Annotated in this window: 24 protein-coding genes; 16 read left to right on the forward strand and 8 right to left on the reverse strand. The window is 65.5% G+C overall.

Annotated features, from left to right (window positions below; translation table 11 throughout):
• Positions 1-132 precede the first annotated feature (132 nt).
• Entirely contained in the window at positions 133-1,176 is a 1,044-nt protein-coding gene (ruvB, locus tag KYN89_RS05360) for a Holliday junction branch migration DNA helicase RuvB (protein WP_222824162.1), read from the reverse strand.
• 17 nt (positions 1,177-1,193) lie between these two features.
• Between ruvB and KYN89_RS05365 the strand changes: the two genes are divergently transcribed.
• Positions 1,194-1,574, forward strand: a complete 381-nt coding sequence (locus KYN89_RS05365) for a GIY-YIG nuclease family protein (protein WP_222824163.1) — start codon at positions 1,194-1,196, stop codon at positions 1,572-1,574.
• 34 nt (positions 1,575-1,608) lie between these two features.
• Here KYN89_RS05365 and KYN89_RS05370 read toward each other — a convergent pair whose 3' ends face one another.
• Both KYN89_RS05370 and ruvA read right to left on the reverse strand, forming a co-directional pair.
• Positions 1,609-2,130, reverse strand: a complete 522-nt coding sequence (locus KYN89_RS05370) for a DsrE family protein (RefSeq protein WP_222824164.1) — start codon at positions 2,128-2,130, stop codon at positions 1,609-1,611.
• A gap of 26 nt (positions 2,131-2,156) precedes the next feature.
• Complete coding sequence (gene ruvA, locus KYN89_RS05375; protein WP_222824165.1) at positions 2,157-2,756, reverse strand: Holliday junction branch migration protein RuvA; 600 nt, start codon at positions 2,754-2,756, stop codon at positions 2,157-2,159.
• Positions 2,757-3,048: 292 nt separating this feature from the next.
• Between ruvA and aroC the strand changes: the two genes are divergently transcribed.
• From aroC to KYN89_RS05390, 3 genes are read left to right on the forward strand one after another with little or no spacing between them, the layout of a single operon-like run.
• Positions 3,049-4,137 carry a chorismate synthase gene (aroC, locus tag KYN89_RS05380; RefSeq protein WP_222824166.1) on the forward strand — a complete coding sequence of 363 codons (1,089 nt, stop codon included), beginning with the start codon at positions 3,049-3,051 and terminating at the stop codon, positions 4,135-4,137.
• Positions 4,138-4,195: 58 nt separating this feature from the next.
• Entirely contained in the window at positions 4,196-4,498 is a 303-nt protein-coding gene (locus tag KYN89_RS05385; protein ID WP_222824167.1) for a hypothetical protein, read from the forward strand.
• Positions 4,499-4,546: 48 nt separating this feature from the next.
• Positions 4,547-5,071, forward strand: a complete 525-nt coding sequence (locus tag KYN89_RS05390; protein ID WP_222824168.1) for a GNAT family N-acetyltransferase — start codon at positions 4,547-4,549, stop codon at positions 5,069-5,071.
• A gap of 22 nt (positions 5,072-5,093) precedes the next feature.
• On the opposite strand, the gene KYN89_RS05395 is transcribed toward KYN89_RS05390, so the two are convergent.
• A complete protein-coding gene (locus KYN89_RS05395) occupies positions 5,094-6,494 on the reverse strand; it encodes an amidohydrolase family protein (protein WP_222824169.1) in 1,401 nt (466 codons plus the stop codon).
• Between the two features lie 171 nt (positions 6,495-6,665).
• Between KYN89_RS05395 and KYN89_RS05400 the strand changes: the two genes are divergently transcribed.
• The 7 genes from KYN89_RS05400 (at position 6,666) to KYN89_RS05430 (ending at position 15,306) form a co-directional block, all read left to right on the forward strand.
• Positions 6,666-7,271, forward strand: a complete 606-nt coding sequence (locus tag KYN89_RS05400; RefSeq protein WP_222824170.1) for a TetR/AcrR family transcriptional regulator — start codon at positions 6,666-6,668, stop codon at positions 7,269-7,271.
• A 184-nt stretch (positions 7,272-7,455) separates the two neighbouring features.
• Positions 7,456-8,022 carry an alkyl hydroperoxide reductase subunit C gene (gene ahpC, locus KYN89_RS05405; protein ID WP_010235851.1) on the forward strand — a complete coding sequence of 189 codons (567 nt, stop codon included), beginning with the start codon at positions 7,456-7,458 and terminating at the stop codon, positions 8,020-8,022.
• 184 nt (positions 8,023-8,206) lie between these two features.
• Positions 8,207-9,796: an alkyl hydroperoxide reductase subunit F gene (gene ahpF / locus KYN89_RS05410; RefSeq protein ID WP_222824171.1), complete on the forward strand. Its 1,590-nt coding sequence runs from the start codon at positions 8,207-8,209 to the stop codon at positions 9,794-9,796.
• A 107-nt stretch (positions 9,797-9,903) separates the two neighbouring features.
• Positions 9,904-10,572 (forward strand): hypothetical protein, encoded by a 669-nt coding sequence (locus KYN89_RS05415; RefSeq protein ID WP_222824172.1) that lies wholly within the window; start codon positions 9,904-9,906, stop codon positions 10,570-10,572.
• A gap of 194 nt (positions 10,573-10,766) precedes the next feature.
• The gene (katG, locus tag KYN89_RS05420; RefSeq protein WP_222824173.1) at positions 10,767-12,983 is read left to right on the forward strand and encodes a catalase/peroxidase HPI; all 2,217 of its coding nucleotides are present in this window, start codon (positions 10,767-10,769) and stop codon (positions 12,981-12,983) included.
• Between the two features lie 173 nt (positions 12,984-13,156).
• On the forward strand, positions 13,157-14,689 hold the full coding sequence (locus tag KYN89_RS05425) for a catalase (protein ID WP_222824174.1): 1,533 nt from the start codon (positions 13,157-13,159) through the stop codon (positions 14,687-14,689).
• 98 nt (positions 14,690-14,787) lie between these two features.
• Positions 14,788-15,306, forward strand: a complete 519-nt coding sequence (locus KYN89_RS05430; RefSeq protein ID WP_054525254.1) for a helix-hairpin-helix domain-containing protein — start codon at positions 14,788-14,790, stop codon at positions 15,304-15,306.
• Here KYN89_RS05430 and KYN89_RS05435 read toward each other — a convergent pair.
• From KYN89_RS05435 to KYN89_RS05450, 4 genes are all read right to left on the reverse strand, one after another.
• A complete protein-coding gene (locus KYN89_RS05435; RefSeq protein WP_222824175.1) occupies positions 15,296-15,898 on the reverse strand; it encodes a protein-methionine-sulfoxide reductase heme-binding subunit MsrQ in 603 nt (200 codons plus the stop codon). The genes KYN89_RS05430 and KYN89_RS05435 overlap by 11 nt on opposite strands.
• Entirely contained in the window at positions 15,898-16,236 is a 339-nt protein-coding gene (locus KYN89_RS15470; RefSeq protein ID WP_306464957.1) for a Smr/MutS family protein, read from the reverse strand. Before KYN89_RS15470 ends, KYN89_RS05435 begins: the two co-directional genes overlap by 1 nt.
• Positions 16,237-16,508: 272 nt before the next feature.
• Complete coding sequence (mltA, locus tag KYN89_RS05445; protein ID WP_222824177.1) at positions 16,509-17,696, reverse strand: murein transglycosylase A; 1,188 nt, start codon at positions 17,694-17,696, stop codon at positions 16,509-16,511.
• 75 nt (positions 17,697-17,771) lie between these two features.
• Entirely contained in the window at positions 17,772-18,434 is a 663-nt protein-coding gene (locus KYN89_RS05450) for a Tim44/TimA family putative adaptor protein (protein ID WP_222824178.1), read from the reverse strand.
• 257 nt (positions 18,435-18,691) lie between these two features.
• On the opposite strand from KYN89_RS05450, the gene secB reads away from it, so the two are divergent.
• The 5 genes from secB to KYN89_RS05475 all read left to right on the forward strand — a co-directional run bounded on the left by secB (position 18,692) and on the right by KYN89_RS05475 (position 23,297).
• Positions 18,692-19,219: a protein-export chaperone SecB gene (secB, locus tag KYN89_RS05455; protein ID WP_222824179.1), complete on the forward strand. Its 528-nt coding sequence runs from the start codon at positions 18,692-18,694 to the stop codon at positions 19,217-19,219.
• A 38-nt stretch (positions 19,220-19,257) separates the two neighbouring features.
• The gene (murJ, locus tag KYN89_RS05460; RefSeq protein ID WP_054527154.1) at positions 19,258-20,862 is read left to right on the forward strand and encodes a murein biosynthesis integral membrane protein MurJ; all 1,605 of its coding nucleotides are present in this window, start codon (positions 19,258-19,260) and stop codon (positions 20,860-20,862) included.
• A 181-nt stretch (positions 20,863-21,043) separates the two neighbouring features.
• Positions 21,044-22,060 carry a tryptophan--tRNA ligase gene (trpS, locus tag KYN89_RS05465; RefSeq protein ID WP_222824180.1) on the forward strand — a complete coding sequence of 339 codons (1,017 nt, stop codon included), beginning with the start codon at positions 21,044-21,046 and terminating at the stop codon, positions 22,058-22,060.
• Positions 22,061-22,203: 143 nt separating this feature from the next.
• Entirely contained in the window at positions 22,204-22,851 is a 648-nt protein-coding gene (locus tag KYN89_RS05470; RefSeq protein ID WP_222824181.1) for a DUF4136 domain-containing protein, read from the forward strand.
• Positions 22,852-22,868: 17 nt separating this feature from the next.
• Positions 22,869-23,297 (forward strand): hypothetical protein, encoded by a 429-nt coding sequence (locus KYN89_RS05475; RefSeq protein ID WP_222824182.1) that lies wholly within the window; start codon positions 22,869-22,871, stop codon positions 23,295-23,297.
• The last annotated feature ends 20 nt before the right edge of the window (positions 23,298-23,317 follow it).

Below are 23,317 nucleotides of genomic sequence, written 5' to 3' on the forward strand. Positions count from 1 at the left end.
TGGTTGGCGTTCATCGCAACGCGGTTAACCAAGAAAATGTTGTTTTTGCGGTCGGATTCGCAAGGCGACGCCACCCAGTCGGTCGACCTGTCCCATGCTGGCACCCCGACATGGGAAGTGGTTACGTGGGACTCACGGCTTGCCAGCAAACAGGTCGCCCGAATCGCCCCCCGGCGCCTGCGGGGCAGGCGAATCGAGCCCCAGGTGCTTCCAGCCGCCCGGATTGAGACAACGCCCCCGCGCGGTGCGTGCGACCAGCCCGAGCTGGATCAGGAAGGGCTCGACCACATCCTCCAGTGTGTCGCGCGGCTCGGCGAGGCCCGCCGCCAGCGTCTCGATCCCCACCGGGCCGCCGCCATAGGTCTCCGCGATCATGGTGAGGTAGCGGCGGTCCATCGCGTCGAGGCCGAGCGAATCGACCTCCAGCTTGGTCAACGCGCTGTCGGCGACCTGCGCGGTGATGCTCGGCGCGTTGTCGACGCTGGCAAAGTCGCGCACGCGGCGGAGCAGGCGGCCTGCAACACGCGGTGTGCCGCGTGAACGGCGGGCGATCTCGCGCGCGCCATCGGGTTGGATGCTGAGGCCCAGCTTGTTTGCGCCGCGCGTCACCACCCGCTCCAGCTCCTCGTGCGTGTAGAAGTTGAGGCGCACCGGAATGCCGAAGCGATCGCGCAAGGGTGTCGTCAGCAGGCCCTGCCGCGTGGTCGCGCCGATCAGCGTGAAGGGCGGCAGGTCGATCCGGACGGATCGCGCCGAAGGCCCCTCGCCGATCATGAGGTCGAGCGCGCGGTCCTCCATCGCGGGGTAGAGCACTTCCTCAACCACCGGATTGAGGCGGTGGATCTCGTCGATGAAGAGCACGTCGTGCGGTTCCAGATTGGTCAGCAGCGCGGCGAGATCGCCCGCTTTGGCGATCACCGGCCCGCTGGTCGAGCGGAACCCCGCCCCCAGCTCGCGCGCGACGATCTGCGCCAGCGTTGTCTTGCCCAGCCCCGGCGGTCCGAAGAACAGCGTATGATCCATCGCCTCGCCGCGGGTCTTCGCCGCCGCGATGAACACGCCAAGGTTCTCGCGCGCAGCCTCCTGCCCAATGAACTCGGTGAGGCTTTTGGGCCGCAGCGCCGCATCGGGATCGTCCGGCAGACGTTCGGGCGTGTGGAGGGGCTGGTCGGTCACACCGCCCCCATAACGTCATGCTGAACTTGTTTCAGCATCCAGCCAGCGGCAATCTCCGCCTTATGCCGACCGAGAAGCAGCCCTGCGTCTACATCCTCGCGAGTAAGCCCTTCGGCACGCTCTACATCGGCGTCACCTCCGATCTGGTTGCCCGCCTGTGGCAGCACCGCGAGGGCGCGGTCGAGGGGTTTACCAAAAGCTACGCCGTGCATCGGTTGGCCCACTTCGAATTGTTCGACACGATGGAATCGGCGATCAAGCGCGAGAAGCAGCTCAAGAACTGGCACCGCGACTGGAAGCTCAACCTGATCGCCCGCGAGAACCCGGACTGGCGCGACCTGTCGCTCGGCCTGGGCTTCGAGCCGATTCTTCCGGACGAGCGGCAGGCTGGACCCTGAAACAAGTTCAGGGTGACGGGAGGGGTGGTGAGGCTCAAAACGGGTTCACCGTATAGCCCTGCTGCTGGAGCAGCGCGTGGGCGGTCATGGCGGAGAGGGCGAGTTCCACGCCGGGGATCAGTTCGGACTTCGCCACGCCCTGCCCGGCCGCGCTCTGGCCGCAGACGATGAAGCGCACGCCCTGGTCGATCATTGCGCGCACCGCAGCGCCCGAGGGGTTCGCTTCGCCGCGATCGCGCGCTACCCAAGCGGCGTCGGTGAGCAGGTCGAGCACCGCAGCGCCGTGGACGACCACCGCCGCGCGGTTTTGCATCGGCGCAACCCCGGCGCGCGCGTGCATGTTGATGAGGCGCGCCGCGCTCTCGAACCCGCGGTTGAGCTTGCCCTCCTCGGCAGCGCGCGACACGTCGAACGCCACGTGGAAGCTCGCGTTCTCGGGAATGGCGAAGTCGGCATCGGGCACGTCCGCCACGGGGCCGAAGTCTTCGAACACCGGGCCGTAGGAGACGTCCTGCGCCGCCGCAGGCGCGCCGACCGCCAGAGCTACAACCGCCATCAGTGTCACTCTCATACCCATCTCCATCACCCCGCCGCCTTCTTCAGCGCCACGCGGATCAGCTCGCCCTCGCTCGCGCCTTCGCCCAGCTCGCCCATTGCTTCGGCCACGGCCTTGGCGGCGATCGCGGGCTTGAAGCCCAGGTTCTCCAGCGCGGAGACCGCGTCCGCGCTCGCCCCGCCTTTGGGAGCGGCCATCGCCACCCCGCCCGGGGCGACGGGCAGCGCGCCCGCCTTGTCGTGCAACTCGTTGACGATCCGGCCTGCCAGCTTGGGCCCGACGCCGTTCGCCCGCGCGACCATCGCCGCGTCGCCGCTGGCGCAGGCCGCCTGCACCTCGCCTGCCGACAGGACGGAGAGGATCGCCAGCGCGACCTTGCTGCCCACGCCCTGCACCGATGTGAGCAGGCGGAACCAGTCGCGCTCCGCCGCTTCGGCGAACCCGAGCAGGCGCATGTCGTTCTCGCTCACCTGCAGGTCGGTGAACAGCCGCGCCTCGCCGCCTTCCGATCCCAACGCGTCGAGCGTGCGGGTCGAGCAGTGGACGAGGTAGCCCACCCCGCCCACGTCGATCACCGCCCAGTCCGGGCCGGTCGCGTCTAGCGTTCCTGTGAGCTTTGCAATCATGGTTTGTTCCTGCCCTACTCCGACTCGCATTGCCAGCGCTGCGCGCGGATTTGCCACATCGGCACAGCGGGCCTGACACACCTGACACACCTGACACACTGTCCAAGGGTTGAAATCCACTCGATCAGTGAGCGCAGTTTGATCGCGTGAAGCGATCACTTGCGAGGAACCCGCTGAACCGACGATGGCAAAGAGCAGCAGCGACCCTATCGCGCCCCTGCGGAGTAGGAAAATGCCCTTGCCCGGTGCGGGGCGTGGACAGCACCGGGCTGTTGAGGCAACGCTTCGCGTCATGAGCTGGAACACATTCGGGCGGGTCTTCCGCTTCACCACCTGGGGGGAAAGCCATGGGCCTGCGATCGGCGCGGTGGTCGACGGGTGCCCGCCGGGCATCGCGCTAACCGAGGACGACATCCAGCCGTGGCTCGACAGGCGCAAGCCGGGGCAGAGTAAGTTCACCACCCAGCGGCGCGAGCCCGATGCGGTGCGCATTCTCTCGGGCGTGTTTGAGGGCCAAGACGGAAAACAGCGCACGACCGGCACGCCGATTTCGCTGATGATCGAGAATGTCGATCAGCGCTCGAAGGACTATTCCAACGTCGCGCAGGCCTATCGCCCCGGCCACGCCGACTACACCTATGATGCCAAGTACGGCTTCCGCGACTATCGCGGCGGCGGGCGCTCGAGCGCGCGGGAGACCGCGATGCGCGTGGCGGCGGGTGCGGTCGCGCGGCTGGTCGTGCCGCAGGTGAGCATCCTCGCTTACGTGGCAGAGATCGGTGGCGACCGGATCGACCCGGCCAAATTCGACGCCGACCAGATCGGGCAAAACCCCTTCTGGTGCCCCGACGCCGACGCCGCGACGCGCTGGGAAAAACTGGTCTATGACGCGCGCAAGGCAGGCTCCTCGCTCGGCGCGGTGGTCGAGTGCGTGGCCACCGGCGTGCCCGCAGGCTGGGGCGCGCCGCTCTACGCCAAGCTCGACAGCGAGCTGGCGGCGGCGATGATGAGCATCAACGCGGTCAAGGGCGTGGAGATCGGCGACGGCTTCGACGCCGCGCGCCTCTCGGGCGAACAGAACGCCGACCCGATGCGGCCTTCGGCAGGCGGCGACCCGCCCGAGTTCACCGCCAACCACGCGGGCGGCATCGCAGGCGGCATCGCCACCGGCCAGCCGGTCACCTGCCGCGTGGCGTTTAAGCCTACATCATCGATCCTGACCCCGGTCGACACGATCACCCGCGAGGGAGAGGCAACCCAGATTAGCACCAAAGGCCGCCACGACCCCTGCGTCGGCATCCGCGGCGTGCCCGTGGTCGAAGCGATGATGGCCTGCGTGCTGGCAGACCAGGCGCTGCTGCATCGGGCGCAGTGCGGGTAGGGATCGTTCGCGAACTCACCCTCGCTGCTGTTACGATTGAAGGGCTACCACAACCAGCATGGCTCACGAGTTTGAAGGTGAACACTATCGTATCTGCATCGATGCCCATGTGACTTCAAAAGACGCGTTGTTCAGCCGCGTCACTGATACCGCATACCTAGGCTACAGTTCCTTCACGGGATGGGACGCTTTCATGGACATGTTTCATTCTCGCCTCAGCAATAGCGTCATCCAGATCGAGATCGAAAACAGAGATCTGTGCGGTTTGCCGGAGCGAGACAGATCGACCTGGGTCGAGGTTCTCGATGAGCTCAAAGACGAGTTCCCCGACAAGATTAGGCTGGTTCAGTCAAATGGGTAAAGAAGGGGTGCCTCCTCCAGTGAGCGCAGTGCGGGTAGGGATCGTTCGGTGACCGGCGGCGATGGCGCGCAGATGCAGATCGCGCCGATGGAGCCCGGCGATATTCCCGAAGCGCTCACGATCCAGTCGCAGGCCTATCCCGCGTCGCTTCAGGAAGACGCCGCGGTGTTCGCCGCGCGGCTGGCCCTCTCACCGTCCTTTTGCTTCACCGCCCGCCGGGCGGGCGCGATGGTCGGGTATCTGATCGCCCATGGGTGGGAGCGGGCGAACCCGCCCGCGATCGGCACTCTGTCTGGCCCTGCCGGGGCGAGCGACGTGCTCTATATCCACGACCTCGCCATCGCGCCGGGTGCGCGCGGTCTTCGGCTGGGCGAGCGACTGGTCGCGCACGCTTTCGACGCCGCCCGGGCCAGCGGGCTTGGCGAGGCGGAGCTGGTCGCGGTGGAAGGCGCGCACGGCTTCTGGCACCGGCTCGGCTTTCGCGAGGGCCACGCGCCCGCAATCGCGGCGAAGCTTGCATCCTACGGTGCTGAGGCGCGCTGGATGCGGCGGGACGATCTGGCTGCGGAATAGGGCGCGCGCTGCCGCAGGGTCGCTATCTCCGGTTTCGCGCAACCAGATCGGCCAGAAGGGCGTCGAGCTCTTCGCGGTCCAGATAGCGCCCGTCGCGGATCACCGCTGCGATCTGCCGCGTGTTCGCGATATCCTCGAACGGATCGGCATCGAGCAGGACCAGATCGGCCCTTTTGCCCACGGCAATCGTCCCACGGTCATCCTCGACACCCAGAAACTCGGCGGCGAGCCGGGTGGAGCCTTCCAGGATCAGGCGATTGTCCAGCCCCGCCTGCGCCAGCGCCTCGAACTCGTCGTGCAGCGAGAAGCCGGGTGCAACTCCGGGAATACCGGCATCGGTTCCCGTCAGCACGGGGATACCACCCTGTGCGAAGGCGCGGACCAGCGGGCCGTTGAAGTCCACGATGCTCTGCGCGTAGGCGATATATCCCTCGCTCGACTGGGCAGCGTAGGGATTGGAATTGACGGAAAGATCGTAGAGCTGCGGCGGCAGCACATACAGATCTTCGCGCGAGGCGAGCGAGTCCGGGTCGCGCGCGATTTGCGCGATCCGATCGTTGGCGGTGAGCGTGGTGACAAGCGCCGTGCGGTTTTTGCTGGCCATCTCCACGTAGGATGGAATTGCCGCGACGTCGGGCGAGCGGGTTTGCTGCGCGAATTCCTCTGCATGGACGACCAGGTCGTAACCGGGCTTGAAGAAGGCCTCGGTGATCCCCTCGCCCCGCTGCGGGATATGGCCGACGACCCGGATGTTCCGCGCGCGTGCCTCCTCCACGATGGCGGTAAAGGTCGGCAGATCGAGATGGCCATACACCTTCACGAACTCGAACCCGTCGGCTGCTGCGTCTTTGACCGCCTGCCGCCCCTGCGCGGGCGAGCCTGCACTATGCGTAATCCCGAAGGGCAGGACCGGATCGTTGCTGTCGATCATGGTCGCCATGGCCACGTGCGGGCCAAGGATACGACCACTCTCGATCGCGATCCGCTGCCCCACGGTCTCGGGCATGGCGGCCAGGTCGAACACCTGAAGCACGCCGTTGACGATGTAGGGCGTGAAGGCGTCCTGCATGTTGGCTGTACCATCTTCGGGCACCGGACTGCGCGCCAGCAGGCGCAGCATGCGCTCGTTTCCGATATGCACATGCATGTCGCTGAAACCCGGGACCAGCCATTTGCCCGTCCCGTCGATCCGGTTCGCATCCTTCGGACCGCCTGCGTCTGCGGCATGTGCGATGGAGACGATCCGACCTCCTTCGATAACCACGGTGCGGTTGGGCAGCACGCCGCCCTCCTTGGTCATCGGGATCACGGTGACATTCTCGATCACGAGCGTCTCGCCGGCGGCTGCCCGGGCAGGCGGCGACGCGGCCAGCGGGGCGGTCGCGAGCGCGATCATCGCGAGGAAGGCCAGGCATCTCAACATCGTCGAAGTCCTCCTTGGCTGCAGGTTCGGCGGTTCGAGCTGGGCCGGTCCTGGCAGCGTTTCCAAAAATCTGGCTTGTCACTGTCTAGATTCCTTATCGCGACCTATCTAGACGCTGTCAAGTTCCTCCGCTAGTGGGGGTCAAACGGGAGACATTGCTGGTTGGGCGAGATGACGGACAAGACCTATCATCATGGAAATCTGGCTGTCGAGCTGCTGCAGGCGGCGGAGCGAGAGCTGGTCCTGAACGGGATCGAGGCGTTTTCCCTGCGGGCGGTGGCGAAGCGTGCCGGTGTCAGCCATGGTGCCCCCGCCTATCATTTCAAAAGCGCCAGAGGATTGCTGACCGCGCTCGCCGCGACCGGATACGAGCGGCTGGTGGAGGCGCAGGAAGCGCGCCAGTCCCACGCCGGGAGCGCCCCGAAGGAGCAGCTTATTGCGATCGGCCTGGGCTATCTCGATTTTGCCGAGGCCAATCCGGACCTTTTTAGGCTGATGTTCTCGTCCGAGAAGCCCGACAGGGGCGATGCCCATTTCGACATCGCAGCGAAAGCCGCCTTCGGAAAACTGCTCGATGGCGTGCGCGAGGTATTGGGCCGCGATCCTTCGGCCCACCCGTCTGCCATGACGCAGGTCGCCGCATCATGGGCGATGGTCCACGGCCTGGCCGACCTAATCATTTCGGGGCGGCTCGACGGGCCGCTGGCGCTGAAAGAGATTTCGGGACCGGATCGGGAGATGCTGTTGTCGCGCATCCTGTTGAAAGCCCTGGCGTAACGCTGGCCGCGCAGGGGAGGGAAAATCGCGGCACGATGCGTCCGGCCCGCTCATTATCGGGACCCTCGAAAAGTTCCACAAATTTGATCGATAATTCCGATTGCCGCCATCGCCACAAATCGCTTTTGTGCGTTGCAGCAGTCCCTATCTAGGCGTCGAGTTCAAACCCCCAGAGGAGACATTCATGGGTATCATCGGAAGCCAGATCAAACCGTTCAAAGCCACCGCATTCCAGGCCGGCAAGGACTTCTTCGAAGTCACCGACGAGGACGTGAAGGGCAAGTGGGCGATCTTCTTCTTCTACCCGGCGGATTTCACCTTCGTGTGCCCGACCGAGCTGGAAAACCTCGGCGAGCAGTACGACATGCTCCAGAAGATGGGCGTGGAAGTCTATGCCGTCAGCACCGACACGCATTTCAGCCACAAGGCATGGCACGACACCTCCGACAAGATCGGCAAGCTGAAGTTCCCGTTCCTCGGCGACCAGCTGCACACGCTGTCGAAGAACTTCGACGTGCTGCGTGAGGAAATGGGCCTCGCCGACCGTGCGACCTTCGTGGTCGATCCCGACGGTGTGATCCAGATCATGGAACAGACCTGCGAAGGCGTGGGCCGCAATGCCAACGAACTCGCCCGCAAGATCAAGGCGGCGCAGTACGTGCGCGAGAACCCCGGCCAGGTCTGCCCGGCCGCGTGGGAAGAAGGCAGCGAGACGCTGGCTCCCTCGCTCGACCTCGTCGGCAAGATCTAAGCGATACTACCGGAGGCTCGGCACACGCCGGGCCTCCACTCCCCCCGCCCTCCTCGTCATCGCGAGGAGTGAAACGACAAAGCGATCCATGTTCGAACCGGTCCAGGCCGACCCGTTCGATGATGGATTGCCACGCCGCTTCCCGCGGCTCGCAATAACGCATTTTTCGATGGAGTCCTTTCCCATGCTCGACGCACAGATGACCGATCAGCTGAAGCAGTACCTGCAAAACCTGCGCGAGCCGGTGGAGCTCGTCGCATCGCTGGGGGACGACGAAACGTCGGCGAAGACGCGCGAGCTGCTCGAAGAAATCGCCGCGCTGCACGACCTCGTCAGCGTGGACTTGGGCGGCGACCACGAACGCAAGCCCAGCTTCATCATCCGTCGTGGCAATGACGCCGAAAAGTGGGTCCGCTTTGCCGGCCTGCCGATGGGCCACGAGTTCACCTCGCTGGTGCTCGCGCTGCTGTGGGCGGGCGGCCATCCGCCCAAGGTCGATGCCGATGTGCTGGAGGATATCCGCCGGATCGAGACCGATCTGGAGTTCGAGATGTTCTTCTCGCTCTCGTGCCACAACTGCCCGGATGTAGTTCAGGCGCTCACGCTGATGGCGCTGGAGAACAGCCGCATCACCGCAACGCTGATCGAGGGCGGCGCGTACAAGGACGAGGTCGAGGCGCGCGACATCATGGCCGTGCCCGCGACCTTCCTCAACGGCGAGAGTTTCTATAACGGCAAGATCGAGCTCCCGCAGATCCTCGAACGGCTCGATACCGGCGCGGGCGCGAAGGCTGCGGCCAAGCTCAACGAGCGCGAGCCGTACGAAGTGCTGGTGATCGGCGGCGGGCCTGCCGGGGTCGCGACCTCGGTCTACACCGCGCGCAAGGGTTTCCGCACCGGCATAGCTGCCGAACGCTTCGGCGGGCAGCTGCAGGACACGCTCGGGATCGAGAACCTGCCCGGCACCGCCTATACCGAGGGCCCCAAGCTTTCCGCCGACCTCGACGAGCAGGTCAGGGAAAACGAGATCGACAAGATCGACCTCGTCCAGGCCGAGGAGCTGATCCCCGCCAAGCAGGAGGGCGGCATGCACAAGGTCCGCTTCGCCAATGGCGGCGAGCTGACCGCGCGTGCGATCATCCTCGCCACCGGTGCCCGCTGGCGCAATCTGGGCGTCCCGGGCGAGCAGGAATACCGCAACAAGGGCGTGGCCTACTGCCCGCACTGCGACGGCCCGCTGTTCAAGGGCAAGCGGATCGCGGTGATCGGCGGCGGCAACTCGGGCGTCGAGGCGGCGATCGACCTCGCCAAGATCGTCGACCACGTGACGCTGATCGAATTCGACACCCAGCTGCGCGCCGATGCGGTGCTTGTGAGCAAGCTCAAGAGCCTCGATAATGTCGAGATCGTCACCAACGGCCAGACGACTGAGATCACCGGCGACGGCAGCCGCGTTAACGGCCTGATCGTGAAGGACCGCGACAGCGGCGAAGAACGCACTATCGAGCTGGCGGGCGTGTTCGTCCAGATCGGCCTCGTCCCCAACACCGAATGGCTGAAGGACTCCGGGCTCGAACTGTCGAAGCACGGCGAGATCGTCACCGACGAGCGCGGCGCAACCAACCTGCCCGGCATCTTCGGTGCGGGCGATGCGACGACCGTACCCTACAAGCAGATCGTGGTCGCGATGGGCCAGGGCGCAAAAGCAGGCCTGACCGCGTTCGACTACCTCATCCGCACCGAACCGGCGGACGAGATCGCGCAAGCCGCGTAAGTCCCTCCCCTGCAACGCATTTTGCTTGTCGAATTTTTCGGGCAGATGTATTTTCGATCCCGTCCGGCTTCGGCGCGGACGGGATCGTTCAGGGGGAAAATCCGAATATGAAGTTCAGTCAGTGCGCGCTCGCGGGCGCGCTGGTGGCATTGGCCGTGCCCGCCTCGGCTCACGCCGAAGGCAAATCGCTGCAACTCGCCAAGGTCGTGCTCGACACCGAAACCGCACCGATCGAAGCACGCGTGAAGGGCGGCACGCTGTGCGTCTTTCCGAGCAATATCGAGCTGCCCAAGGAAAAGAAGACGCAGGATTTCGAGCGTTACGACCGTCTGGTTTCGGACGCGCTGGGCACCGGCGAAGTCGCGGTAGTCTCCGACTCGGATGATCTGTTTGCTGCAGAATCGGACGACAAGGGCGACATCCTGCTGGGCGCGGTGATGGCGCCGACCGCAATCAACATCTGCTCCTCGGTCAACGGCTTCAAGGGCACGATCGATATCAAGGTCCAATGGCAGTTCTACGACCGGGGGAGCGCGAAGGTGGTCGAAACGCTGACGACAGAGGGCTCGGGCACACTGGCGAAATTCTCGAACAGCGGGTTCGAGGAGATGTGGGATGCCGCCTTCGTCGATGCGCTCCGCAAGGTGCAGCAGGCGGGCGTGATCGACCGGGTGCTGGCAACTGGCGCGACGGTGGACTCGGTCGAACCGGCGGCGGGCGATCCCACGCAGGCCGAAGTGCTCGACGAGCCGCAGGACGTCGCACCCGCTACCTGAGCCCAGACCACACCGAACGCATGAGCGCCGCCATTCGCAAGCCGGATGGCGGCGCTTTGCATTTGGGCTTGCACGAGTCGCGCCATCGCTCAGGGTGATTAGTCAAAGCCAATTAATCGATTGGACCAATCACAGGATCGAGCGCAGTCTGTCTTCATCGGCGACGCGAGTCGCATCGCGAGAAGGAGTGGATGATGGACGCGAAGACTGGTTCGATGGGCGGCGGATGCCCGTTTCATGGCGATGGCGGTGTGCGCGCGCTGCTGGGGCGCACCAACAAGGACTGGTGGCCCGATGCACTGGACCTGCACATCCTCACCCAAGGCGGGCGGTCGCCCGATCCGATGGGCGAGGATTTCGATTATTGCGAGGCGTTCAACGCGCTCGACTACGCAGCGCTGAAGGCTGATCTCAAGGCGCTGATGACCGACAGCCAGCCCTGGTGGCCAGCGGATTACGGCCACTACGGCCCGTTCTTCATCCGCATGGCATGGCACGCGGCGGGCACGTACCGCACCGGCGACGGACGCGGCGGCGCGTCGAGCGGCCAGCAGCGGTTCGCTCCGCTCAATTCCTGGCCAGATAACGGCAACCTCGACAAGGCGCGGCGTCTGCTGTGGCCGATCAAGCAGAAATACGGGAAGCACATCAGCTGGGCAGACCTGTTCATCCTGACCGGCAATGTCGCGATCGAGAGCATGGGCGGGCCCGTGTTCGGCTTCGGCGGCGGCCGCAAGGACGTCTACGAGCCCGAGAACGACATCTACTGGGGCTCGGAAGAAGAGTGGGTCGACGAAGGCGTAGAGACCCGCATCATTCCCGACGAGGGCAAGGCGCTCGAAAACCCGCTCGCCGCGATCCAGATGGGGCTGATCTACGTCAATCCCGAAGGCCCCGGCGGCAATCCCGATCCGCTGCAATCGGCACGCGACATGCGCGAGACTTTCAGCCGGATGGCGATGAACGACGAAGAAACCGTCGCGCTCACCGCAGGCGGCCACGCCTTCGGCAAGTGCCACGGCGCGGTGCCCGCCGACCAGCTGAGCGGATCGCCCGAGAGCGAGGCGCTGCAGCTGATGGGCTTCGGCTGGGCGACCGATGCCGAGCAGATCGAAAAGGGCCACATCACCACCTCCGGCCTCGAAGGGGCATGGACGCCCAACCCGACACAGTGGGGCGGCGACTACTTCCGCCTGCTGTTCAAGTATGAGTACGAGCTCGTGAAGAGCCCTGCGGGTGCGCAGCAGTGGCAGCCGGTCGATCCCGATCCCGAAGACATGGCGCCCGACGCGCGCGATCCTTCGAAGAAGGTGCCGACCATGATGACCACCGCCGACATGGCGCTGAAGATGGACCCGGATTATCGCAAGATCTCCGAACGCTTCCGCGACGACCAGGCCGCGCTCGACGATGCCTTCGCCCGCGCGTGGTTCAAGCTGTGCCACCGCGATATGGGGCCCAGGGTCCGCTATCTCGGCCCGGATGTGCCGTCGGAAGACCTGATCTGGCAGGACCCGGTGCCCACGGGTCGCGTGGCGTCCGACACCGCGGTCGACATCTTCAAGGACAAGGTGCTGCGCAGCGGCCTCAGCGTGCGCGAACTCGTGAAGGCGGCGTGGGCCTCCGCCAGCACCTACCGAAAGAGCGACCATCGTGGCGGCGCCAACGGCGCGCACATCCGGATGGAGCCGATGAAGAGCTGGGCGGTCAACGATCCCGAGGAACTCGGCAAAGTCCTCGCCAAGTTGGACGAGCTGCGCGACGACATCTCGATGGCCGATGCGATCGTGATTGCCGGTTCGGCGGCGGTCGAGAAGGCGGCGAAGGATGCCGGGTTCGACATCGCGGTTCCGGTCACCACCGGGCGCGGCGATGCGACCGAAGAGCAGACCGATGCAGAAAGCTTCGAACCGCTTGAGCCCTTCGCCGACGGCTTCCGTAACTACCTCAAGACCAAGGCGAGCGTGAAGACCGAGGACATGCTGATCGACCGTGCCAGCCTGCTCGGCCTCTCGATCCCCGAGATGACCGTGCTGGTCGGCGGGATGCGTGCGCTGGGCGCAGTGAGCAAGCATGCCAAGCACGGCTATGATATCGGCGTGCTGACCGATCGGCCGGGCCAGCTGACCAACGACTTCTTCGTGAACCTGCTCGACATGGGCACGAAGTGGGCAACGGTCGACGAGAGCGGCGACGAGGAATTCGTCGGCACCGACCGCGCCTCGGGCGAGGAAAAGTGGCACGCGACGCGCACCGACTTGGTGTTCGGCTCCAACTCGCAGCTGCGCGCCGTGGCGGAGGTCTATGCCGAGAACGGCAACGAGGAGAAGTTCGTGAAGGACTTCGTCGCCGCGTGGACCAAGGTGATGGACGCCGACCGCTTCGACCTCACCTACGCCAAGTACCACTGATCGGCCTCGCATAGAGACCCAGACGAAGAAGGCCCTCGGCAGCAATGCCGGGGGCCTTTTGCTTGTGCGGGAAAAGCGAAGACAGTGAACGGTTTTCACGGCTGCGCGATCGCGGAACAGGACTGCGCCCCGCGCGCTATCCCCCTGTTACCCCAAAAGGAAAGCTGCGCGCCATGGCCAAGACCGTCCCCCCCACCACCACCGATGCCGGTATCCCCGTCCAGAGCGACGAGCATTCGCTGACCATCAGCCCCGATGGCCCGATCGTGCTCAACGATCACTACCTGATCGAGCAGATGGCCAACTTCAATCGCGAGCGGATTCCCGAGCGCCAGCCGCACGCCAAGGGCTCGGGCGCGTTCGGCACGTGGAAGACCACCGCCGACGTCTCGAAATACACCAAGGCCAAGATCTTCCAGCCCGGTGCCGAGTGCGAGGTCGCGATGCGTTTCTCCACCGTGGCGGGCGAGCGCGGCAGCCCCGATACATGGCGCGATCCGCGTGGCTTCTCGGTCAAGTTCTACACCGAGGATGGCAATTTCGACATGGTCGGCAACAACACGCCGATCTTCTTCATTCGCGATCCGCTGAAGTTTCAGCACTTCATCCGTTCGCAGAAGCGCCGTGCGGATAACGGCCTGCGCGATCACGACATGATGTGGGATTTCTGGACGCTGAGCCCCGAAAGCGCGCACCAGGTCACCTATCTGATGGGCGACCGCGGCGTGCCGAAGAACTGGCGTGAGATGAACGGCTATTCCAGCCACACCTACATGCTGATCAACGAGGACGGCGAGAAGTTCTGGGTCAAGTTCCACTTCCACACCAATGTCGGCGACGAGAGCGGCAACGCCCACCTGACGCAGGACGAGGCGGTGAAGAAGGCGGGCGAGGACAGCGACTACCACCGGCGCGACCTGTTCGACGCGATTGCCGACGGCGATTTTCCCAGCTGGACGCTCAAATGGCAAATCATGCCATTCGAGGATGCCAAGACCTACCGCATCAACCCGTTCGACCTGACCAAGACCTGGCCGCACGCGGATTATCCGCTGATTGAGGTCGGCACGCTGACGCTCAACGAAAACCCGGTCGACTGGGATACGCAGATCGAACAGCTCGCGTTCGAACCGAACAACATGGTGCCCGGCATTGGCCTGTCGCCCGACAAGATGCTGCTGGCGCGCGGCTTCTCCTATTCGGATGCGCACCGCGCGCGGCTGGGCGTCAACTACAAGCAGATCCCGGTCAACGCGGCGAAGAATGCGGAGGTCAACTCTTACAGCCGCGCCGGGCACATGCGCACGCAGAACGCGGTCGATCCGGTCTACGCGCCCAATTCCTACGGCGGCCCCGCCGCGCAGCCGCAGGTCGGCGGCGAGGCGACGTGGTATTCCGATGGCGACATGGTGCGGCAGGCCTATACCCTGCGCGAGGATGACGACGACTGGTCGCAGGCCCGCGCATTGGTGAACGACGTGATGGACGACGCACAGCGCGACCGCTTCGTCTCCAACGTCTCCGGCCACCTCGCCGACGGCGTGAGCGAGAAGGTGCTCGTGCGCGCCTTCGAATACTGGAAGAACGTCGACAAGACGATCGGCCAGCGGATCGAGGACAAGGTCCGCGACATGATCGGCGGCAAGTCGACCGCGCCCGGAATGGCGAGCGCGGACTCGATCAAGCAGCGGCAGGGTGCCCAATAGGCCCTGATGGTCGATGTCGGTGGGCGAGCGCAAAATCGCCCATCGACATGGCCGCCAAGCCTGTTAATGCGAGCCCTTCGCAAAAAGGAAGGCATATTATGCGCACATTGAAGTTCCTCGTCCCCGTCGCCGCATCCGCACTGGCGCTCGCCGCCTGCTCGGAAGCTCCCGAAGCGACCACCGATGAAACAGCCGCGACCGATACCGCGACGCCCGACGCAGATGCGGTCGAGTCGCCCGACGCCGCCTCCACCGTGCTCAACGCCAATGACGCGACCGAGAGCGAACTCGCCGCTGTCGACGGCGTTTCGCCCGAACTCGCCGCCGCGATCGTCGCCGGTCAGCCCTATGCCAGCGTCACCGATCTCGACGCCAAGCTGAAGGAAACGCTGAGCGAGGACGAAGCCAAGGCCGTGCTGGTCAACGTGTTCGTGCCGATCAACCTGAACTCCGCCAGCGAAGAGGAAATCCGCCTCGTCCCCGGCATGACCGACAAGATGGTCCACGAGTTCGAGGAATACCGCCCCTACGCCGACATGGGCGTGTTCGATCGCGAGATCGGCAAGTATGTCGACGAAGCGGAAGTCGCGCGCTTCCGCCAGTACGTCACGCTTTGACGCTGGCGCTGGCTGAGCGTTTCTGACGCCATTGCAGCCAGACCCTGACGATCTCGATCGCCGCCAGTATCGCGATGTTGATATAGGCGGTGGTCGGATCGAAGGCGGACAGCGCCCAGTGCACGAACACCAGCACCGCGGCAGGATAGACCAGCCGGTGCAGCGTCTTCCATGAGCGCTTGAGCATCCGCATCGACGCATCGTTGGACGTGATCGCCAGCGGTATGAACAACGCCAGCGCGACCCATCCGGCAAGGACGTAAGGCGTCGACGCCTCATCCCAGATGATCGCGGGATCGGCCTTGCGCCACAGATAGATGATCGTGTGCCCGGCGGCATAGGCGAAGCTCGCCACGCCGAGATCGCGCCGCTTGCGCATCAGATACTGCACGAACCGGTTGCGGCGCAGTGCCAGCCGCAGGGGCGTCACCGCGAGGGTGACCATCAGCAGCCACGCTGCCCAGTCCCCGCTATCGCCGATGATGTGTCCGTAGCCGTAGAGGTCCGGCGTGAACCACCAGCGCCCAAGCATCCACACACCGGGCAGAGCGAGGATCAGACATAGGAACGGGCGCGAGCGTAGCAGCGCCATCAGCGACCTCTCCTCAGAACAATATACAGCGCGCCCTCGCCCCCGTGACGGCGGTGTGCGGAGCGCACGGCGGCGATCGAGCCGCCATGTTCGCTCGCTGCGAGCCAGTCGAGGATCTTGGCGCGGATCGCGCCGCGCCGTTCGCCCCGGTCGGCAGCGTCCCCGCCGCGCGGCTTGCCGGTGACCACCAGCACGGTGCGCGCGTCCATGCTGCGTGCCTGCGCCATCCCATCCATCAATCGGTCATAGGCGCGCTCCAGCCCGTGGCCGTGTAGGTCGAGGCTGACATCGGGCGCGATCTCGCCCGCCTTCAGGCGGCGGTCCCAGTGGGAGTCCAATCCAGACTGGGTGGCAGGGCGGGAAAGCCCTCCCCCGCGCGGGGGAGGGTTGGGAGGGGGCGTTCTGCGGGTTGTGGGAGCAGCCCCCCCACCCCCGGCCCCTCCCCCACGGGGAGGGGGTGAGGTCGGCGGCACACGAGCAGGAGGCCCTTCGCCTTCGGGCTTCGAGCGCTTTGCGTTCGATCTCGCTCCAGCATGCAAGGGCTTCACACTCGCCGCCAGCGCGGCCCACGCAGCAGCTTCCTCCTCCGACAATCCGCGCGGCGCGTGTCTCATCGCCCGGTCAGGCGTGCGACGGTCCCCTTGGGCAGGAGCACCAGCGCAGTGCCGCGCGCGCTCATTCCGCCGGCGATCTCGCGTGCGTCGCCGCCATTGCCCCAGAAGGTGTCGAACCGGTTGGGTCCCTTGATCGCGCCGCCGGTATCCTGCGCCACCCACATGCCGGAGGCGACCGGGCGGTCCATCTCCAGCACCACGGGCGCGCCATAGGGCACGAAGCGGGGATCGACCGCAACGCTATTCTGCCGCGTGACCGGCACGCCGAGCGAGCCGAGCGGGCCGGAGGTGTCGAGTTCGCGGAAGAAGATCCAGCTCTCGTTCTCGCGCATCAGTGCGCGGCCTTCCTCCGGGTTGTCGCGGATGTAGTGGACGATGCCCTGCATCGATCCGGGGTACTGGCCCGGCCCGTCGCCCAGCAGCCCGCGCTCGCGCATCAGCCCGCCGATCCCGGTATAGCCGCGCCCGTTCTGCCCCGCATAACCGATCCGCATCCGGCTGCCGTCGGGCAGGCGCAGCAGACCCGAACCCTGGATCTGGAGGAAGAACATCTCGACCGGATCGGCCGCCCACGCGATTTCGAGGCCGCGCCCGGCGAGCGCGCCGTCCTCTATCTCTGCGCGGGAATAGTAAGGCACGAACTCGCCCGTATCGTCGTAACGGCCGAGCGGCGGGCGCCCCTCGCGCTCGCTTTCGGGCATGTCGGCGGGCCATGCGCGCACCAGATCTTCGGGCAGGCGGTAGACGGGTACGTCGTAGCCTGCGCGGCGTGTGCGGCTGCCGAGGATCTCGGGCTCGAAATAGCCGGTTGCGAAGGCCGCGCCGTCGCTGATCCGGGCGGTTTCGAAGTAGGTTTCGAAGAAGGTCAGCGCGTCACCATCCCACCGCAGCGCGGCGGTGCAGACCGGCAGCCAGTCCTCGGGCCGGGTCAGGCCGCTCGCGTCGGCCTTCTCGGACGGCCAGTTGCAACTGGAGCGGAATGCGGTGAGCGCGGCGGAGGCGTCGGCCGCATCGAGGCGGAGCGAGCGGAACGCAGGCCCCGGCGCGACTCCGGCAGCCACCGCGCTCTCGAAAGCGGGCGGCGCGGGCTTGTCGATCGGCGGGAAAGGCGGCTTGTCGGCACCCGGGCCGACGCAGCTCGAGAGAGCGACCAGCGCCGCGAGCGGCCATATCCACTTGAACATCGCGCTCTCCCCCCGGCTTTATGGATCGGGCCGGGCCGAGCGTGCGACCCGGGCCCCCAAGTCTCAGCCTTCGCCTCAGCCTTCGTCGGTTTCGACCAGCTGCCAGTCCGGCGTGCGCGAGTCGACGCGGCGGGCAAACGTCCAGATGTCGCGGCTCTCGATCGCATCGTCGAGCGATCCGGCCACCATGTTGCCATCGCGGTCGTGGGTGACGGCTGCGATATCGGCCACGAAGCGCACCGTGATCCGCGCTTCCTTGCGCTCCAGCTCGGCATCGCGGATGGTTGCGTCCTCGATCCGGATCAGCCGGTTATCCAGCGTTTCGCCCGCTTCCTCGCGCGCGTCGATCGCCTGCGCGAAGCCCTGATAGACCGAGTCGTCGCACAGCTCGCGCAGCGTTTCCTTGTCGCCCTTCCAGTAGGCTTCCAGGATCATGCCATAGGCACCCTTCGCCCCTTCGAGGAAGCTGGTGATGTCGAACCCGCGATCTGCCGCGATGATCGACTGCACGCCGCGTTCCACCACCGGCAGCACGTCGGGCTTGGCTTCCTGTTCGGTCACCGCGCGCGGCGGAGCCTGCGTGGTCTGCGGTGCGGCTGCCAGCCCCGCCTTGTCCTTCGCATCGAAGCGATGCGGCACGGGCTCTTCCTCATGCTCGGCCCGGCGGCCGAGAACCGAATAGAGCCGCAGCCCCAGAAAGACTGCGATCATGGCGAGAATGACGATTTCGTAGATCACTGAATGGGGTACCTGATCCTGCGGGCCTTTGTGGCCGACCGCGAAGCCGACCGAGCCCTGTATTCGTGTAATGGGCCTTCAATCCCACACATAGGGCGCGATATCAAATGCACAACGGCTGCCTAAGTATCCCGCTGCGGCGGTTCGTGCCCGTTGCGGGGCGGGAAAGCGGCTGCTAGGCGGCGTGTCACCGACCACGCGGGCGCAAGGTCAAGCTGCCGCCCGGGTATCCCAACCTTTCGAAAGAGTGCTCTTCCATGGCCGACGAAGGCGACGTTCTGACCGATCTCAACACCCCGTCCAGCGGCAATGGCGCGGACAACCGCCCGACCGCGGGCTTCATCACGCAGTATATCAAGGATCTCTCGGTCGAGAATCCGAACTCTCCGGCCAGCTTCCAGTGGCAGGACGCGCCGCAGATCGACCTGCAGTTCAACATCGGCGCGAACCCGGTGAACGACGAGATCAGCGAAGTCGAACTGAAGATCAACGCGACCGCCAATTGCGAAAACGGACAGCTTTACGTGATCGAGCTGGTCTATGCCGGCCTCGTCGGCGTGCGCAACATGCCCGAAGACCAGATGCACATGTTCCTGTTCGCAGAAGCGCCGCGCATCCTGTTTCCCTTCGCCCGCCGTGTGGTTGCCGATGCGACCCGCGATCTGGGCTTCCAGCCGCTGATGGTCGATCCGATCGACTTCAGCGGGCTGTACCTGCAGCGCCTTCAGGAAAAGCAGGCGGAAGACGCCGCTGCGGGCGGCGCGGCACCGGGCGGCAACGCCTGACCACCGCCCGGCAGGGGGGCCAGTAGGGAGGCGGGCGGATGAGCCTGCTCAGGAATGTCGGGACGATCGGCGGGCTGACGCTGGTCAGTCGCTTTGCCGGGCTCGCGCGGGAGATGATCTTCTCCCGCGTGCTCGGTGCCAATGCCGTCACCGACGCCTGGTTTCAGGCGTTCATTATCCCCAACGTCTTCCGCCGCATGTTCGCGGAAGGGGCGTTTTCGGCCGCCTTCGTGCCGATGTTCTCCAAGCGGTTGCATGGAGAGGGCGGGATCGAGGAAGCGCGCAGCTTCTCCAATGACGTACTGAGCGTGTTCCTGCCGGTGCTGATCGCGGTCTGCGCGGTCATGATGCTGGCGATGCCGCTGGTCATTCGCCTGCTCGGCGATGGCGATTCCTCGCCCGCCGACTTCGCGATGGAAGTCGACTTCGCGCGGATCATGTTCCCCTACATCGCGCTGGTCAGCATGGTGACGCTGTTCACCGGAATGCTCAATTCGGTCAGCCGCTTCGCGCCCGGGGCAAGCTTTCCGATCATCCTCAACCTGGTGCTGATCGCGAACCTGCTGATCGGCGATCATGCCATTTCGCAATGGGGCTGGACCACGCGTCAGGTGGGCTACACCCAGGCCTGGGCGGTGACGGTGGGCGGTGCGATCCAGCTCGCCTGGCTCTATTACTGGACCCGGGTGGAGGGCTTCCGGCCCAGGCTGCTGTGGCCGCGTATCACGCCCGAGGTGAAGCGCCTGTCGATCATCGCGTTTCCCGCAGCGATCGGCGGCGGCGCGTACCAGATCAACACGCTGGTCCAGCTCTACTTCCTCAACCAGCTCGACAGCGGCTCGATCAGCTACATGAATTACGCCGACCGGCTGAACCAGCTGCCGCTGGGGATCATCGGCATCGCGCTGTCGACCGCGATCCTGCCCACATTGTCCAAGTTCGTCGGCGCGAAGAACCGGGCGGGCACCGATCGCATCCAGTCCGATGCGATCGAGCTCGCCATGCTGCTCACGATCCCCGCGGCCGTCGCCCTCGCCATCTGTGCCGAACCCTTCGTCACGATGATCTTCCAGGGCGGCCGCTTCAGCCTCGAACAGGCGGCGCTGACCGGCAATGTGCTGGCTGCGCTGGTCCTCGGCCTGCCCGCATACGTTCTGGTGAAGGTGCTGGTGCCCAATTTCTACGCCCGGTCGGACACGCGCACGCCGGTCTATGCCGCGTTTATCTCGCTGGTCGTGTTCGCGGCGATGAACGTCGCGACGATCGGCCGGTTCGGCGTGGTCGGGGTCGCCTTTGCCAGCGTGGTCGGCGCTTGGATCAATGTCGGCTACCTCTATGCCGTGCTGGTCCGGCGCGACTATTACCGCATCCCGTTGAAGCTGGTCGGGCGGATCGCGCGCCAGCTGGTTGCCGCTGCCGCAATGGGCGCTGCCCTGTGGTTCACGCGCGACCTGCTGACCGGGTGGTACGATGCGGGCCTGTTCGCGCGGGCTGGCGCGCTCGCCGCGCTCGTGATCTGCGCGGGCGCAGTCTATTTCGGGATCGCCTTTGCGATCGGCGCGATCGACCGCCAGCGCATCACCACGCTGACCCGCAAGACCCCGGTGCCCGCAAGCGACGGGCCGGACGATGTTGCCGAATAGACTGCGTGTGATAAGGCTCGCCGCCATGGACCGGATTGCTCAGCCAGTGAACACTGCACCGCGCCGCTTTGCAACGCGCGGGCGGGCGGCCTGGCGATGGCTGGGTCAGCGTTGATCTGACCGCCGGGGGCCAACCCGGCACCAAGCCATTATCCGTTCGATTTTCGAAAGATCTCTCATCATGCGCGTAGTTTCGGGCATCCAGCCCACCGGCAACCTTCACCTCGGCAATTATCTCGGCGCGATCCGCAACTGGGTGCGGATGCAGGACGAGATGGATGCGGACAGCGAGTGTCTGTTCTTCCTCGCCGATCTGCACGCGATCTCGATGTCGCACGAACCCGCCGAACTGCGCCGCGCCACGCTGGAAATGGCCGCCGCGCTGGTCGCCTGCGGGATCGATCCCGATCGCTCGATCCTGTTCAACCAGGCGCAGGTGCCCCAGCACGCAGAGCTGCAATGGCTGCTCAACGGCACCGCGCGGATGGGCTGGCTGAACCGGATGACGCAGTGGAAGGACAAGGCGGGCAAGAACCGCGAAGGCGCATCGGTCGCGCTGTTCACCTACCCGGTGTTGCAGGCCGCCGACGTGCTGGTCCACCAGGCGACCCACGTGCCCGTCGGCGACGATCAGAAGCAGCATCTGGAGCTGGCGCGCGACATCGCGCAGAAGTTCAACAACGACTTCTGCACTGAAGACGCCCCGCTGTTCACCCTGCCCGAACCGATCACTCCGCCCGATGCGGCGCGGATCATGAGCCTGCGCGACGGCAGCAAGAAGATGTCCAAATCCGATCCGTCGGACATGAGCCGGATCAACCTGTCCGACGATCCGGACGAGGTGATGAAGAAGGTCAAGAAGGCCAAGACCGATCCCGAATCGCTGCCTTCGGAGCGCGACGGGCTCGAAGGCCGCGCAGAAGCGCTCAACCTCGTCACCATCTACGCCGCGCTGACCGACCGGAGCGTGGATGACGTGCTGGCCGAACATGGCGGGCAGGGCTTCGGCGCGTTCAAGCCTGCGCTGGGCGAGGTGCTGATCGAAACGCTGCGGCCGATCTCGGCACGGTTCAACCAACTGCTCGAAGATCGCGAGGCGCTCGACGCGATCCTCGCACGCGGCGCAGCGAGGGCACGCGACCGCGCCGCGCCCACGCTGGCTGCGACCTACGAAGCGCTCGGACTCGTCCGTGGCTGATCGTAAATCGCGATAAGCCGAGGAAAGTTAAGGACTTCAAGAGGTTAAAGCGGCGTTCAGGGGAACCTGTCTAACAGGTGAAGCGTATTGTCATGCGGGGGGCATCCCCACGGAGCGCCTCCCCTCACCCAGGGGCACTTGCCATGATCAAACAACGTTTTCTCGCTGCCGTCGGCGCGCTGGGCATTCTCGGCGCCGGGCTGACCGCTTGTGCGACCGGCTTCCAGGCCGACGTCTCCCGCTTTCAGGCGCAGCTGCCTGCGCCGCAGGGCCAGACCTTCGCCGTGGTCGCGGACGACCCCGCGCTCGCCGGCGGGATCGAATTCGGCCAGTACGCCCAGCTGGTGAGCGGTGAAATGGCCCGGCTGGGCTACGTCCCCGGCACGCCTGCCAATGCCGATCTGATCGTGCGGTTCGACTACGATGTCGATAACGGGCGCGAACGCTTGCGCTCGACCGGGACCGGCTTCCGCGATCCCTTCTACGATCCCTGGTATCGTTACCGCGCCGGGGCCTTCGTCCCGCGCGGCTACTGGGGCTACGGCTACTACGATCCGTGGCTCTCCAGCAGCAGCCGGATCGACAGCTACACCGTCTATACCAGCGAGATCGACCTCGACATCGACGACCGGCGGACCGGCCAGCGGCTGTTCGAAGGCACGGCCAAGGCCGTATCGCCCAGCGACAACCTGCAATATCTGGTGCCCAACCTGGTCGAAGCGATGTTCACCGGCTTCCCGGGCAATTCGGGCGAGACAGTGCGCATCTCGATCAAGCCGGAAGAGCGGTAAGGCAACGGTCGGGAGGCGTGGTACGGTTATGGAGCTTCGTGGCGATCGCGACTCTCCTCGGCCTTGGCCTGTCGGTCGACGCTTACGCGTGCCGGACCAACCCGCCGCCCGAACAGGAACTCGCCCGGGGGTATGAAGCCGGCGCGATCAAGGCCATCGCACTCGTTCGCGTCGATACCACGCACTACGCCAGTGCGGCGAGTCGGGACGCGCACCAGTGGAGTGCACATGGGCGGGTCGTAAGATCCCTTCTGGGAACGGATTTGCCCGCCGAAATCGAGTTCGGACCCGGGCCGTGCGTCGGGCGCCGTGCGCCGGAGCCCGAGCCGGGCGATGCGTGGGTGGTTTATTTGTGGATCGATCATACTGGCCAGTATGTATCCTGGCTCGCCTTGACGCTGGACGAAGCGCGGGAGTTCGATCCCGTTCTAAACGGTCGCCTCTAGCGTCCTGTCACAGCGCACGT

This window comes from Alteriqipengyuania abyssalis (genome assembly GCF_019857185.1).
Taxonomy (GTDB): Bacteria; Pseudomonadota; Alphaproteobacteria; order Sphingomonadales; family Sphingomonadaceae; genus Alteriqipengyuania; species Alteriqipengyuania abyssalis.

Bases quoted from the DNA above. Each gene is read 5' to 3' on its own strand.
- ruvA (WP_222824165.1), bottom strand. From the start codon at position 2,756: ATGATTGCAAAGCTCACAGGAACGCTAGACGCGACCGGCCCGGACTGG.
- KYN89_RS05370 (WP_222824164.1), bottom strand. From the start codon at position 2,130: ATGGCGGTTGTAGCTCTGGCGGTCGGCGCGCCTGCGGCGGCGCAGGAC.
- KYN89_RS05425 (WP_222824174.1), top strand. From the start codon at position 13,157: ATGGCCAAGACCGTCCCCCCCACCACCACCGATGCCGGTATCCCCGTC.
- KYN89_RS05385 (WP_222824167.1), top strand. From the start codon at position 4,196: ATGGCTCACGAGTTTGAAGGTGAACACTATCGTATCTGCATCGATGCC.
- aroC (WP_222824166.1), top strand. From the start codon at position 3,049: ATGAGCTGGAACACATTCGGGCGGGTCTTCCGCTTCACCACCTGGGGG.
- KYN89_RS05365 (WP_222824163.1), top strand. From the start codon at position 1,194: ATGCTGAACTTGTTTCAGCATCCAGCCAGCGGCAATCTCCGCCTTATG.
- murJ (WP_054527154.1), top strand. From the start codon at position 19,258: ATGAGCCTGCTCAGGAATGTCGGGACGATCGGCGGGCTGACGCTGGTC.
- KYN89_RS05435 (WP_222824175.1), bottom strand. From the start codon at position 15,898: ATGGCGCTGCTACGCTCGCGCCCGTTCCTATGTCTGATCCTCGCTCTG.
- ahpC (WP_010235851.1), top strand. From the start codon at position 7,456: ATGGGTATCATCGGAAGCCAGATCAAACCGTTCAAAGCCACCGCATTC.
- trpS (WP_222824180.1), top strand. From the start codon at position 21,044: ATGCGCGTAGTTTCGGGCATCCAGCCCACCGGCAACCTTCACCTCGGC.
- KYN89_RS05415 (WP_222824172.1), top strand. From the start codon at position 9,904: ATGAAGTTCAGTCAGTGCGCGCTCGCGGGCGCGCTGGTGGCATTGGCC.
- KYN89_RS05430 (WP_054525254.1), top strand. From the start codon at position 14,788: ATGCGCACATTGAAGTTCCTCGTCCCCGTCGCCGCATCCGCACTGGCG.
- ahpF (WP_222824171.1), top strand. From the start codon at position 8,207: ATGCTCGACGCACAGATGACCGATCAGCTGAAGCAGTACCTGCAAAAC.
- KYN89_RS05395 (WP_222824169.1), bottom strand. From the start codon at position 6,494: ATGTTGAGATGCCTGGCCTTCCTCGCGATGATCGCGCTCGCGACCGCC.
- mltA (WP_222824177.1), bottom strand. From the start codon at position 17,696: ATGTTCAAGTGGATATGGCCGCTCGCGGCGCTGGTCGCTCTCTCGAGC.
- KYN89_RS05400 (WP_222824170.1), top strand. From the start codon at position 6,666: ATGACGGACAAGACCTATCATCATGGAAATCTGGCTGTCGAGCTGCTG.
- secB (WP_222824179.1), top strand. From the start codon at position 18,692: ATGGCCGACGAAGGCGACGTTCTGACCGATCTCAACACCCCGTCCAGC.
- katG (WP_222824173.1), top strand. From the start codon at position 10,767: ATGGACGCGAAGACTGGTTCGATGGGCGGCGGATGCCCGTTTCATGGC.
- KYN89_RS05470 (WP_222824181.1), top strand. From the start codon at position 22,204: ATGATCAAACAACGTTTTCTCGCTGCCGTCGGCGCGCTGGGCATTCTC.